Source organism: Paraburkholderia caffeinilytica, from assembly GCF_046030355.1.
Taxonomy (GTDB): Bacteria; Pseudomonadota; Gammaproteobacteria; order Burkholderiales; family Burkholderiaceae; genus Paraburkholderia; species Paraburkholderia caffeinilytica_B.
Genome location: NZ_JAQQCQ010000031.1, coordinates 54,633 through 68,118, shown reverse-complemented (window position 1 = coordinate 68,118; position 13,486 = coordinate 54,633). Strand labels below are relative to the sequence as shown.

General features: G+C 63.1%; 12 protein-coding genes. 4 read left to right on the top strand and 8 right to left on the bottom strand.

All coding sequences use genetic code 11. The annotated features are described in order from the left end of the window. Positions 1–53 precede the first annotated feature (53 nt). The 3 genes from pdxY (at position 54) to PQQ95_RS32545 (ending at position 3,195) form a co-directional block, all read left to right on the top strand. Entirely contained in the window at positions 54–920 is an 867-nt protein-coding gene (pdxY, locus tag PQQ95_RS32555) for a pyridoxal kinase PdxY (RefSeq protein ID WP_408445403.1), read from the top strand. Positions 921–1,139: 219 nt separating this feature from the next. Continuing rightward, positions 1,140–1,601, top strand: coding sequence for a hypothetical protein (locus PQQ95_RS32550; protein ID WP_408445400.1), 462 nt, complete (start codon positions 1,140–1,142; stop codon positions 1,599–1,601). Between the two features lie 442 nt (positions 1,602–2,043). Beyond that, positions 2,044–3,195 carry a branched-chain amino acid ABC transporter substrate-binding protein gene (locus PQQ95_RS32545; RefSeq protein WP_408445397.1) on the top strand — a complete coding sequence of 384 codons (1,152 nt, stop codon included), beginning with the start codon at positions 2,044–2,046 and terminating at the stop codon, positions 3,193–3,195. Positions 3,196–3,292: 97 nt separating this feature from the next. Here PQQ95_RS32545 and PQQ95_RS32540 read toward each other — a convergent pair whose 3' ends face one another. Together PQQ95_RS32540 and PQQ95_RS32535 are read right to left on the bottom strand one after the other, a co-directional pair. Continuing rightward, positions 3,293–5,218 (bottom strand): DUF3857 domain-containing transglutaminase family protein, encoded by a 1,926-nt coding sequence (locus tag PQQ95_RS32540; RefSeq protein ID WP_408445394.1) that lies wholly within the window; start codon positions 5,216–5,218, stop codon positions 3,293–3,295. 115 nt (positions 5,219–5,333) lie between these two features. Next, positions 5,334–5,999, bottom strand: coding sequence for a hypothetical protein (locus PQQ95_RS32535; protein ID WP_408445391.1), 666 nt, complete (start codon positions 5,997–5,999; stop codon positions 5,334–5,336). 315 nt (positions 6,000–6,314) lie between these two features. Between PQQ95_RS32535 and PQQ95_RS32530 the strand changes: the two genes are divergently transcribed. Beyond that, positions 6,315–6,452, top strand: coding sequence for a hypothetical protein (locus PQQ95_RS32530; RefSeq protein ID WP_408445388.1), 138 nt, complete (start codon positions 6,315–6,317; stop codon positions 6,450–6,452). Positions 6,453–6,737: 285 nt separating this feature from the next. On the opposite strand, the gene hutG is transcribed toward PQQ95_RS32530, so the two are convergent. The 6 genes from hutG to hutC all read right to left on the bottom strand — a co-directional run bounded on the left by hutG (position 6,738) and on the right by hutC (position 13,479). Continuing rightward, positions 6,738–7,559: an N-formylglutamate deformylase gene (hutG, locus tag PQQ95_RS32525; protein WP_408445385.1), complete on the bottom strand. Its 822-nt coding sequence runs from the start codon at positions 7,557–7,559 to the stop codon at positions 6,738–6,740. Positions 7,560–7,654: 95 nt separating this feature from the next. Further along, the gene (locus PQQ95_RS32520) at positions 7,655–9,037 is read right to left on the bottom strand and encodes a formimidoylglutamate deiminase (RefSeq protein WP_408445382.1); all 1,383 of its coding nucleotides are present in this window, start codon (positions 9,035–9,037) and stop codon (positions 7,655–7,657) included. A 10-nt stretch (positions 9,038–9,047) separates the two neighbouring features. After that, a complete protein-coding gene (gene hutI / locus PQQ95_RS32515) occupies positions 9,048–10,271 on the bottom strand; it encodes an imidazolonepropionase (RefSeq protein ID WP_408445379.1) in 1,224 nt (407 codons plus the stop codon). 122 nt (positions 10,272–10,393) lie between these two features. Next, positions 10,394–10,996: a HutD/Ves family protein gene (locus PQQ95_RS32510; RefSeq protein ID WP_408445376.1), complete on the bottom strand. Its 603-nt coding sequence runs from the start codon at positions 10,994–10,996 to the stop codon at positions 10,394–10,396. 20 nt (positions 10,997–11,016) lie between these two features. Continuing rightward, positions 11,017–12,705 (bottom strand): urocanate hydratase, encoded by a 1,689-nt coding sequence (gene hutU, locus PQQ95_RS32505; protein ID WP_408445373.1) that lies wholly within the window; start codon positions 12,703–12,705, stop codon positions 11,017–11,019. Positions 12,706–12,783: 78 nt separating this feature from the next. Further along, positions 12,784–13,479, bottom strand: a complete 696-nt coding sequence (gene hutC, locus PQQ95_RS32500; protein ID WP_408445370.1) for a histidine utilization transcriptional repressor HutC — start codon at positions 13,477–13,479, stop codon at positions 12,784–12,786. Positions 13,480–13,486: the final 7 nt, after the last annotated feature.

Below are 13,486 nucleotides of genomic sequence, written 5' to 3'. Positions count from 1 at the left end.
GGCCATTCTTCCGTTCTCATTGATCGCGCACCCCGCTTGCGCGTGGCCACACCATGACGAAAAACGTTCTGAGCATCCAGTCACATGTCGTCTTCGGGCACGCCGGCAATAGCGCGGCCGTCTTCCCGATGCGCCGGCTCGGCGTCAATGTCTGGCCGCTCAATACCGTGCAGTTCTCGAACCACACGCAATACGGCCATTGGACCGGCGGTGCGATCGAGGCCTCGCAGATGGAAGACCTCGTCGAAGGCATCGGCGCGATCGGCATGCTGCCGCGCTGCGACGCCGTGCTGTCCGGCTATCTGGGCACGCCCGAGCAGGCGCAGGCGGTGCTGGAGATCGTCAAGGCGGTGAAAGCCGCCAATCCGCGCGCGTGGTACTTCTGCGACCCGGTGATGGGCGCGGCGAGCGGCTGCAAGGTCGAACCGGGCATTCAGGAATTTCTCGTACGCACCATGCCGGAGGTGGCCGACGCCATGGCGCCGAATCACACCGAGTTGCAGCGCCTCGTGGGCCGTGAGATCGAGACGCTCGAAGAAGCGGTGACCGCGTGCCGCGAGGTCATCGCCCGCGGGCCGAAGCTCGTGCTGGTCAAACATCTGCTCGATCGCAACAGCCCCGCCGACCGTTTCAACATGCTGGTCGTCACCGAGCGCGAGGCCTGGATGGGGCAGCGTCCGCTCTACCCGTTTGCGCGGCAGCCGGTGGGCGTCGGCGATCTGACGAGCGCGGTGTTTGTCGCGCGCACGCTGCTGGGCGATTCGATCCGCGCGGCCTTCGAGCACACGCTGGCCGCCGTGAACGCGGTGGTGAAAGCGACATGGCAAGCCGGGCGCTACGAGCTGGAGCTCGTGGCCGCGCAGAACGACATCGCGCAACCGCGGGAATGGTTCGACGCGTGGGTGGCCGAGACAGCCTAGGCGGGCAGAGAGAACTGCGCTTGCACGGAGCGGCCTCGTCACGGCATGCATAAGGACGCGTTGCTTTGGGTACGCCGGCGGCACGCCACGATCTGGCTGCAGGGCACATGACCCGCGCTTGTCAGCCGGGCGTCCTATAATGCGTGCCGCGCAGGCCGGGGCCGCCACCCGCCCGCGCCGTATTTTTCAGGCATCCGGCATTTAGCAGACGAGGCATCGATGGACGGTTATATCCGCAGCGAGCGGGAAGAATTTTTTGAGCAGTTGTGCATGAGCGTCGACGCGGACGAAGCGCACGAGCAGGAAGCGATCGAGTACTTCGAGAACCAGTTCGACCAGGCCGACTTCGATCCCGCACAGTGGCTCGACATCGCGCTTTACTATTCGCCGGCGGTGGCGCGCGGCATCGTCGACATGGTGACGCCCGATGACAAGGCACGCAGCAACATCGCCGAAGTCATCGCCGACAATCTCGACATTTCGTACGGCGAGGACGAGTGCCAGCAGTTTGCCGAAACCATCGAATTCGCGCTGAACAACGGCGTGCCGGTGGACATCGACCTGGTGCTCGACGGCTGCCAGCGCGCGATCGACGATCTCGACACCTGGGCTGACGAAGAGACCAAGGCGCCCCTTCTGCGTCTGCGCGAAGAGTTGCTGCGCCAGCAAGGCGAGCGTTGAGGGCGTAGTTTTTGCCCGCTGTCTTTCGGGTCTTTCCTTTTTCCGGCCAGTCCGCGCAAGTATGTTCGCGGCTGTGCCGCCGTAGTAAAGCCGGCGCGCTCGCGCCGGTTTCCCGAGCGCCGTCTCCCGGCTGCCTCCCTCCCTTTCTTCCGCAGCTACCGGTCATCCTCCTTCTTAAGCATATGCCGCAATCCGCACCCGCGCGCCGCCGCTGACAGGCCGCCAGCCCAAGCGCTCTGCGGACTATGCCGAAATGCTCATTCAAAGCGCCGCGAACTGCCAAGACGGTCGCAAATTGGCTTTCTATATTCGCGCCAGATTGACCAGCATGTGAACGCCGCTGCGCATCCAGGAAAACGTCCCATGGATGTCCCCAAGAGGTCGATCCAGTGTTACAGCCTTACCGCTTTCACACCTGAAACTGTCGATGGAGAGAGAGACCATGAGTCTTCGCAACACGCTGAAACCGCTTGCTCTGTTCGTTAGCGCTGCCTTCGCGATCGCGCCGCTAGCCAGTTTCGCCGACGACCTGCCGGTGAAGATCGGCTTCGCCGCCCCGCTGACAGGCGCCAACGCCGGCTACGGAAAGGATCTGGAAAACGGCGTCCGGCTCGCAATCGAAGAAGCCAACGCACAGAAGATCAAGATCGGCGACAAGGTCGCGCAATTCCAGCTCATCTCCGAGGACGACCAGGCCGACCCGCGCGTCGGCGTGCAGGCCGCGCAGAAGCTGGTCGACGCGGGCGTATCGGTGGTGGTGGGCCACTTCAATTCGGGCACGACGATTCCCGCCTCGCAGGTGTACGAGCAGGCGGGTATTCCGGTGATCGACCCAGCCGCCACCAATCCGATCATCACCGGGCGCGGCTTTGCGAACACCTTCATGGTGATTTCCACCGATGCGCAGAACGCCGGCAACGCGGGCGTCTACGCCGTCGAAGTGACGAAAGCCAAACGCATTGCGATCATCGACGACCGCACCGCGTTCGGCCAGGGCGAGGCCGACGAGTTCGAGAAGGCCGTGAAGGCGCATGGCGGCAACATCGTGACGCGCGAATACACCGACAATCACGCGGTGGACTTCAGCACGCAGATCACCAAGATCAAGGCGACCAACGCGGATCTGATCTTCTTCGGCGGCCTGGATACGCAGGCGGCGGGTTTCGCGAAGCGGATGAAACAACTGGGAATGAACGCGCAACTGGTGGGTGGCGGCGGTGTGATGGACCAGGACTTCATCAAGCTCGCCGGCGACCCGGCCGAAGGCGCAATGGCCTGGGAATATGGCAGACCGTTGGCCCAATTGCCGGGCGGCAAGGACTTTTCCGCGAAGTTCAAGAAGCGCTTCGGGGTGGATATCCTGTCGTACGCACCGTTCGGGTATGACGGGGCATGGGCCGCGATCAAGGCGATGCAGCAGGCTAAATCCACCTCGCCAGCCGTCTACCGGCCGGTGCTCAAGACAATCGATTACGACGGCGTGACCGGGAAGATTTCTTTCGACAGCACCGGGGCATTGAAGAGCGGCGCTTCCACGCTGTATCAGGTCAAGAGCGGAAGCTGGGTGCCTATCGTGACCAAGAGCGGAAGTTAGACGGCTCCTTTTTGCTCATGACCGCGTTGTTGTACGGGCGGCAAGTGGCGGTACTTTTTCACCGCCACTGCCATAGCCCTCCCGAAGCCACACATGCCTACCTGATAACCGTCACCACCACCTCGGCGTCGAGATCCCGTTCGATCCGGACCAGATCATCCTTCACGGCCGCAAATTCATCGGCCGAGCACATCTGGTGGCCAAACGCAGCTCGCAGGTGCCGCCTGACCTGCACGACCCGTGCGGCAGGATCGAACACGTAGCGCGAAGAAAACTCGAGGAACCGATCCTTCACCGTGGCATCCGGCGGCACATCGGTCACGCGGGCGAAACCCGGCAGCGTCATTTCCAGCGTCTCATCGAATTCCCCGCCGATGCAGGCCCATGGCTGCGTCCTGGCAGGCTCGGCCAGCCAGGCCTGGAGCTGCCCCGCCATGCCGCCGGACAAGCTCGTCAAGGCCGGCACGGCCGTCGTGCCATCGGTCCAGACGAAATGCGCCACTCGTCCCTGCATCGACGTGGAAAAAGATCCGTCGGTCAAGCTCAGATCGCCCGTGCGCAACTGCGCCGTGCCATGCAAGCCCGTCAGCAATAGACGGTTCGCCGCAATCTGTTGCGTGCGCTGCCGCGTGGCCCGTCGAAACATATTGCGTTCGAGCTCCGCGGTATAGCCGGCATCTTCCACGCGATACGCGTAGTTCGCCGCCCCGTTCCCGTCGACGTCGATCTGCAGGCGCGCCGTGCGCTCGCGCAACTGGGTGGCCGGCGTGCGGCTCAACACCCCCTCGTCGACCAGCAGAACGGGACGGTCCATCACGCTCGGCGGCAAATAGCCAAAACTCATGCCACCGGCCGTGGTATCGGCGAATAACGATAGATCAGGAATCCAGACGATTGCGTGATTGATTGCACTTTCACCGTAGCCCGGCACCTCCGGCAAACTGTAGTAAGGCCCGAGATTGAGTAGCACGGCCTCGCTATGGATGCCAACTGCGGCGAGAAGTGCGCTGTACAACGCGACATGATCCTTGCAATCACCATAGCGGTTATGCAGGATGTCAATCGCCTTATGCGGGATCGCCGCCGTCTCGCCGAGAAACAGCGCGACGTAGCGAATATTCAGGCGCATCCAGTCGTACAGGATCTGCGCCTTCGCGCGCGGGTCGCTCACCTGGGCCGTCAGACTCCGTGCGAGTTGAACGATGGCCGGCGCGTTCATCGTCGCGTCGGCAGCAGGGCCGCGATAGCGCGCGGCGAAACTCGCGAAGTCCGGGACGGTCGACACCATCAGCCGGTCGCCCCAGTTCGCATAGCCCACCGCGCCCGCTTCGAGTGGCGCATAGGGGCCGTGCTGATAATCGAATTCGTAGCGCGTGCGGCCGTTCGCCGTGACCGGCGGCAGCGCAACGTAGCCGCGCGCATCAGCATGGAGCGGCACGTCGGCGGGCAGGTCGAAGATCAGGCGCTGCATCTCGACAGGGTCGCGCGTCGGTTCGACCAGGTAGGCAAATGTGCCGGCCTGCAGGGGCATCGTGCGCGTCTTGCGAAACGCCAGATGCACGCGCGAGCCCGGTTCGACACCTGGAAAGATCACCGTGCGCAACACGCCGTCTTCGAAACTCGGCGCGCCGGCCGAGCGGGGTTCCTGCACGTCGCGGATCGCTTCGGGCCCGACCGGATGCGCGACGCCGTTCGGGTCGATCGTTTCCGCGGCCAGCAATTGCACCTGCTCGATGTCCTTGTTGAACCACACGTAACGTTGCGCGATATCGTCGACGCCGCTCGTCGTGTTGGCCCGCAGGACCGTGTCGTCGTGTTCTTCGACGGAGCCGTCCTTCTGGATCACGAAGAGGTGGACATCACGCTCCATCGTCGACGGAGAGAGGTCGTCGTTGGCGATATCGGAGGAATTGGCGGCGCTGGCATTAGCGGCGCTGGCGGCACCTGAACCGCTCGCGGCACGCCCCTCAGCCTGCGCGACGGTTACGCACGCAATCAGCCCCAACGCGGCGGCCAACTTCATGAACACCCCGCGCCGCGTCATGCGCGCGATCAGCGGTGACAACGCAGGCAGCGACGGAAAGCGCGCGTGCCTTCCCGTACGCGCTGCATGCAGCAACGACGCTCACCTGTGCGCATCAATCCCCTCCCCCAATTTGCCCGAGCAAAGCCTGCAACCGCTCGACATGCCTGAGCAACAGATGCCGATGTTTTTCGATCTGCTCCAGCCGGCCGGCCAGGTCAGCCTGAATCGGATCGTCGAGATCGGCGGCGGCGATCACGTCCTCCACTTTCGAGCGCATCGATGCAAGGTCCACCGGCGCATGACTCAAATGCCGCTCGAAACGCCGCACGTCCTGCATCGCCAGATCACGAACTTTGCGGAAGTGCGCCTGGCGCCGATGCGCTTCGGCGTCGAGCGTCTCTTCTTCCACGCGTTTGGCCGGACCCGTCTGGCCAAAAATCGGTTCGGGCGGGCGTAGCACCGTCTTCTTGCGCACGGGATGCGCCGTGCCGCGAAAACGCGCGAGCGGCTGCTCGTTGTCGATCGCTTCGCGCGCATTGGCTGGTATGTCCTGCCCGGTATGCGATACATTCATCCAGCCATTCGGCAAGCCGGTGACCGCCTCGATTCCGCGCACGAACTCCTCGCTGAATTCGCGCTGGCCGGACAACATCAATTTCAGGTAGCTGGCGGAAAAGGTCATCATGCGTGCCAGACGCGTCGCGGCGCCGACCTCGCGGGTCAGCAGCACCAGGTTCGCTCGCCAGACTGGGAGCAGCAATTCGTCGGAATCTTCCATCGCTGGGTCTTCCATCTTTTGCCCGATGTACGGATGACGCGCTCGCACACGTCATCGTTCTGAAAGGGTAGCCGCTTCAGCGCCTGGCGCGCAATGCCCACGTGCGCACTCCGCGACTGTCGAGATATCGAAATGACACACCACGGCGCGCCGACGCCCGGGGATAAAACGCCACGAAGCCCGACGTTTTGAGTTGACCCATGCATTTGGTCGGCGTTCCCCCGCTAAGTACCCGATGTATGGCATCCTTCGCACCGTTACGGCACGCTTCGTGCTGTAGCGTTAGCACCATCACGTCGATTTAAGGATTCTGTAATGAAGAAAGTCATTCTTGCCCTCGCAGCAGCCGTAGTTGCCCTCAGCGCGATCACTCCCGCTCAAGCCAACGAGCATCATCACAAGGTATGCCACAAAGTGCGCGTCCACCATCATTGGGAAAACCGCTGCCACTAATGGCTACGGAACACCCCAAGGGTGAACATTGAAAGGCCCCGCTATTCGCGGGGCTTTTTTCTGCTCATCCTGAGCCGGTGCATGCCGGCACATTCTTCAACGTTCTATACGTTCGGCGCGAAAGCCGCGGCATGCAATCACGGACACAAGCTGTTACACCTTTGCGGTGTGAGCCGACGCGGTCGCGGCCTCGCGAAATGCGAAGCGTGGCGAACCGCGTGGAGAGAATAAGACGAATACCTGTGACCGCAGCCCGCTCAAGCGGCTGCAGTCCAACTGCCGCTGTCAACCGGCCCTGACGCGCGCCAAAGCCGTCGTCACAAGTTCTTCCAGCAAAGGCTCGACCTTCGCCGCCAGCGTTTCGTCATACGCATACGGCATGCGCTCTTCCATATACGTAATCTGCGACAACTCGAGCTGCACCGCGTGCACACCCTGCGACGGCTGCCCGTAGTGCCGGGTGATATACCCGCCCTTGAAGCGCCCATTCGCGATCGCGGAATAAGCCCCGTGCCGCCCGACCACCGCGGCCAATTCCTCGCCCAATCCGGCCACCGCGCTGGCGCCATTCGACGTGCCGAAGTTGAAATCCGGCAAACGTCCTTCGAAAAAACGCGGTACGTGCGAGCGAATCGAATGCGCTTCCCACAGCAGCACGTTGCCGTGCTTCGCCTTCAGCGCCGCCAGCTCGCCCATCAGCGCATCGTGATAGGGCTTCCAGTAGGCATCGCGCCGACGCGCGACTTCAGCGTCGGTCGGCAGATGGCCATCGAGGTACAAGGCTTCCTTGTCGAAGGTATCGACCGGCAGCAAGCCGGTGGTGTCCTGCCCCGGATAAAGATTCGCACCGTCGGGCGGACGGTTCAGGTCGATCACATAGCGCGCGTAGGTCGGCGAGAGGATCGACGCGCCCATGCGTTTCGCAAACGCGTAGAGACGGTCGAGGTGCCAGTCGCAGTCGTCGGTGCGCTGCGCGACCGGCGTCATCGTTGCGGCGATATCGGCGGGGATCTGCGTGCCCAGATGCGGGATCGAAATCAGTAGCGGCAGGCTTCCCTGATGCAGCGATAGAACCGGCGGCGTAGTGGCAGTAGACGAAGCAGTCATGTCAGTCCGGAATCGATGGGGTCGGTAAAAGTCGAAGGCTCGGCTCGTTCAGCCGTTCGCGCAAGCATTTCGCATCCGCACGTGGCGTCAGCCATTTACCTGAGCAAATCGGCGAGCGCCCCGCGATAGCGCGCGTAAGCACCCTCTTCATCGCGATGGCGGCGGTTGTCGACGACCTTGTCGCCGCCCGCATAGACGTCGCGAATCGGCGTCTCGCCATGCTCGCAGAATACAACGCCCGAGAGCCATGCGTTCGGTGCGTGTTCGGCAATGCTCGAATGATCCGGGTCGAGTACCAGCCAGTCGGCACGGCGACCGGCTTGCAACGCGCCGACCGCACGACCCGTCGCATGGGCGCCCCCTTCAAGTGCGGCGTCGAACAAACGATCGGCCACGTGCGTCGCCTGCGCCGATGCCAGCACGTTGCGCTGACGGCGTGTCAGGCGCTGGCCGTATTCGAGCAAACGCAATTCCGCCCGCCAGTCGACGCCGATATGACTATCCGAACCAACGCCGATGCGCCCTTGCGCGTCGAGATATTCCTGGGCCGGAAAAATGCCGTCGCCGAGATTCGCCTCGGTGGTCAAACACAAACCCGCGACCGCGCCGCTTTTCGCGAGCGCCAGCGTTTCGTTCGCATCGACATGCGTGGCGTGCACGAGGCACCAGCGGCTGTCGACCTCGAAACGATCAAGCAGCCACTGCACCGGCCGCGCGCCTTCGGTTTCGAGGCAGGCGTCGACTTCGGCGGTTTGCTCGGCAATGTGGATGTGAACCGGCGCGCGGCTATCGATGCCGCTCAACAATGTGCGCAACGAATCGGCCGATACCGCGCGCAACGAATGCGGTGCCACGCCATAACGCAGCGCAGCGCTCTCCGGACGCGCCGCACGCACCGTGCCAAGCAGATCGAGCAGGCTCTCCGGCGTGTTGATGAAGCGCTGCTGATCTTCGCGCGGGGCGCGCGAACCGAAACCGCTGTACTGATACAGCACGGGCAGCATCGTCATGCCGATGCCGCTCGCCGATGCCGCATCCACCACACGCTGTGCCAGTTCCGCCTGGTTCGCATAGCGGCTGCCATCCGGCGTGTGGTGCACATAATGGAATTCGCAGACCGACGTATAGCCCGCCTTCAACATTTCGATGTACAGCCACTGCGCGACAGCAGCGAGCCCTTCCGGCGTGATTCGCGCGGCAAAGCGGTACATCAGATCGCGCCAACTCCAGAAGTTATCTGTCGCATTCGCCCGATACTCGGTAAGGCCGGCCATCGCGCGTTGAAACGCATGCGAGTGAAGATTCGGCATGCCAGGCAATACCGGACCGGCCGCTTTTTGCACGCCGTCAGGCGCCACCGTATCGGGCGTCACCGATGTCAAGGTGCCGTTTGCGTCCCATTCCAGCAGCACATTGCGGCGCCAGCCGTCGGGCAGATAGGCGTGATCGGCGAATAGCGATTGTTTTGATTGCATCATCTCTCAGGCCCTAGCTCAAATCACGCCGCGTATAAACAGTTTCGCCCGCGCGCACGACTCGCGCGCACAACGGACGCCCAATCCAGTAAGCCAGCTCGGCCAGCGTGTCCACCGACCACACCGCGAAATCCGCCGCGCGCCCGGCAGCCAGCGCGCCGTGTCGATCCGCCTTGCCAAGCGCACGCGCCGCATGCGTGGTCACGCCTTGCAGCACTTCGGGCACGGTCATGCGGAACAGCGTGGTCGCCATGTTCATCATCAGCAACAGCGAGGTCGTGGGCGACGTGCCGGGATTGCTGTCGGTGGAAATCGCGATCGGCACCTGATAGCGCCGCAGCAAGTCCAAAGGCGGCAATTGCGTCTCGCGGATGAAGTAGTACGCGCCGGGCAGCAGCACGGCCACGGTGCCGGACGCTTTCATCGCGGCAACACCGGCTTCGTCGAGAAATTCGAGGTGATCCGCGGACAGCGCATGGTGACGCGCGGCCAACGCCGTGCCGCCGCCGTTCGACAACTGCTCGGCGTGCATTTTCACCGGCAGTGTGTAGCGCTCCGCGGCCCGGAACACGCGCTCGCTCTGCTCCAGCGAAAAACCGATGCGCTCGCAGAACACGTCGACGGCGTCGACCAGTCCTTCGTCGGCCAGCGCGGGCAGCATGGTGTTGCAGACTTCGTCGATATAGGCATCGGCTCTGCCGGCGAACTCGGGCGGCAACGCGTGCGCGCCGAGAAACGTCGTATAGACCGTCACCGGATAGCGTTCGCCCAACCGGCGCGCGACGCGCAGCATCTTGCGCTCGCTGGCGAGATCGAGGCCGTAGCCGGATTTGATTTCGATCGCCGTGACGCCTTCGGCGAGCAACGGTTCGAGGCGCGCGGCCGACTGGCGGAACAGCGAGTCTTCGTCAGCGGCACGCGTGGCGCGCACCGTCGAGACAATGCCCCCGCCCTGCCGTGCGATTTCTTCATAGCTGACGCCCGCGAGGCGCTGCGCGAATTCATCCGCACGCTGGCCGCCATACACCAGATGCGTATGGCAGTCGACGAGGCCCGGCGTCACCCACGCGCCGTGCAGGTCTTCGCGGGGCCACGCGGCGTAGCTGGCGGGCAAATCAGAAGCGGCGCCGAGCCACGCGATCTTGCCGTTTTCAACGGCGATCGCGGCATCAGGCAGCGTATGTTGGGGATCGCCCTCGGGGCAGAGTTTCAGGTGATGCCAGACGGTTTGCTTCATCGCGTGCTCTTTGCAGCTCGTTGCGTGTCTGTGTGGGGTGGTTCGCGGCGCGCTTTGCCGGTTTTTGTCAGGCATTTGCCGGATTCAAGCGCGCTCGCGAATCGTCGTCATCGTTGCGGTGATTACGTATAGCGGATGCTGATCGCGAGCAATGCGCCCGCGCCCTCGACCGCGCATGACAGTCCGTTCGGTGTGTCGATGCGCAGTGTGTCGTCGGCTTCCAGCACGCGCGGTTGAATCTCGTCACCGAGCGTGACCGAAACCGAACCGCTTGCACAGAACAACAGCACGACGTCGGCGGATAAAACATGTTGCGTAGCGCCGCGCCACACATCTGTTTCGCCCACCGCCGCGCCACGGCGGACCATCAGGTTGAAGTCGCGCGTGGCGCCGTCGACGAGGCGTGCATCGATTTTCGCTTCGCCCGCAAACTGCGCGATATCGAGCGGCTGAGTCAATGCGTGCGTCTTGACGGCGTGAGCGCCGGTGTCGCCGGTTTCGTCGAGCAACATGCCCGCACCCGACAACAACACCAGCGTACGGTCGATACTCGCGAAACGCGAGAACGGCCCCGCTTGCGCCACGTCGGCGATGCTCACGCGCCATGTGAACGCATCGAGCCCAGCGCCTTCGGGGAACGCCCCTACCTCACGCGTGACGCCGCCGCCGTTCTTCCACGGCGCCGCCACGAGATCGGCGCCGCGGATCAGCGTCGTGGTTGCCACGTTAGAGACAACCGCCACGATCAACGGCCCAGCATCGGCAGATTCAGACCTGCCTCGCGCGCCGTTTCCTGTGCGAGTTCATAACCTGCATCCGCGTGACGCATCACACCCGTCGCCGGATCGTTGAACAGCACACGGCCGAGACGCTCCTTCGCGGCATCCGTACCGTCAGCGACGATCACGACGCCCGAGTGCTGGCTGAAGCCCATGCCAACGCCGCCGCCATGATGCAGCGAAACCCACGATGCGCCGCCTGCGGTGTTCAGCAGGGCGTTGAGCAACGGCCAGTCGCTGACCGCGTCCGAGCCGTCTTTCATCGATTCGGTTTCACGATTCGGGCTTGCCACCGAACCGGTGTCGAGGTGGTCACGGCCGATCACGATCGGCGCTTTCAACTCGCCGTTCCTGACCATTTCATTGAACGCCTGGCCCAAACGATAACGATCCTTCACGCCGACCCAGCAGATCCGCGCCGGCAGACCCTGGAACGCGATGCGTTCGCGCGCCATGTCGAGCCAGTTGTGCAGATGCGGATCGTCAGGGATCAGTTCCTTGACCTTCGCGTCGGTCTTATAGATGTCTTCCGGATCGCCCGACAGCGCGACCCAGCGGAACGGGCCCTTGCCTTCGCAGAACAGCGGACGAATATAGGCCGGCACGAAGCCCGGGAAATCGAACGCGTTTTCGACGCCCATTTCCAGTGCCATCTGACGAATGTTGTTGCCGTAGTCGAGCGTGGCCGCGCCGCGTTCCTGCAGCGTCAGCATCGCCTGCACCTGCTTGGCCATCGACTGCTTGGCGGGCAGCACGATGCTGTCCGGCACGGTTTTCTGACGCTCGCGCCAGTCTTCGACATTCCAGCCTTGCGGCAGGTAGCCGTGAATCGGATCGTGCGCGCTGGTTTGATCGGTTACGCAATCCGGCGTAATGCCACGCGTCACGCATTCAGCAAACACATCCGCTGCGTTACCGAGCAGGCCGATCGACACCGGCTTGCCTGCTTTCTTCGCTTCTTCGAGCATGGCGAGCGCTTCGTCGAGCGTCGCCGCTTTCTTGTCGACGTAACGCGTCTTCAGACGGAAGTCGATACGCGTCTCGTCGCATTCCACCGCGATCATCGAGAAGCCGGCCATCGTCGCGGCCAGCGGCTGCGCGCCGCCCATGCCGCCCAAACCACCCGTCAGAATCCAGCGGCCCGACGGATCGCCGTTGAAATGCTGGTTCGCCACCGAGAAGAACGTCTCGTAGGTGCCCTGCACAATGCCCTGGCTGCCGATGTAGATCCAGCTGCCGGCGGTCATCTGACCGTACATCATCAGGCCCTTGCGATCGAGTTCGTGGAAGTGTTCCCACGTCGCCCAATGCGGCACCAGATTCGAATTCGCCAGCAGCACGCGCGGGGCGTCCGCATGCGTGCGAAACACGCCCACCGGCTTGCCCGATTGAATCAGCAGCGTCTCGTCTTCGTTCAGGTCCTTCAGCGACGTGAGAATCTGATCGAAGCAATCCCAGTTACGCGCGGCACGACCAATGCCGCCATACACGACCAGTGCATGCGGATGCTCGGCGACTTCCGGATCCAGATTGTTCTGGATCATCCGGTACGCGGCTTCCGCGATCCAGGTCTTGCAGGTCTTTTCCGCGCCGCGCGGTGCGCGGATCGTGCGGGTCGGGTCCAGACGCGGGTCGATGTGTTTCGGGTTGTTCATGGTGGCCCTCGGGATGCTTGAAAATGTGCGGGAGAAGTTCAGGAAAATGAGTCGGAAACGGGTCTTGAAACTGATGAATCAGAAATGTCCGGTGAAGCGATAGCGGCTGCCGGGATGCCAGAGATTGGCGATCGAAGCGACCTGACTTTGCGACCATGTGCGCCGATGCAGCACGAGGCACGGTTCGAGTTCATCCATGGTCAGCAGCTCGCGGGTATCCGCATCCGCCGCCAGGGCTTCGATGCGATACTCGACGCGCTGCAACGGCGCCACCCGTACCAGATACTGATTCGGCGTGGTATTCGTGAAGTCCTGCAAGGCGTACTCAGGCGCGACCGCCGGATTGACCCAGCGTTCTTCGAGTTGCACCGGCTCGTCGTTTTCGAAATGCAGCACGCGTGAATGAAACACCGGACTGCCCGCGCTCACCTGCATTTCTTCGGCAAGCGCTTCGTCGGCAATGCTCGCGCCGATGTGCAGCACCTTCGCCTGATAACGATGACCGCGCGCGACGATTTCGTCGGAGATGCTGCGGATCGCCACCAGCGTCGATTCGTACTTGGGCCGGGCGACAAACGTGCCCGAGCCCTGCACACGCGTGAGCACCTGCTCCGAGGTCAACTCACGCAATGCGCGGTTGACCGTCATGCGCGCGACGTTGAATTCGCGTGCGAGCTCGTTTTCGGAGGGCACCTGGTCGCCTTCAGCCCATTCGCCCGCGTGGATGCGGCCGAGGATGAAGTCCTTGATGCCCTGGTAGGCCGGTGCGTTCATGGGTTTG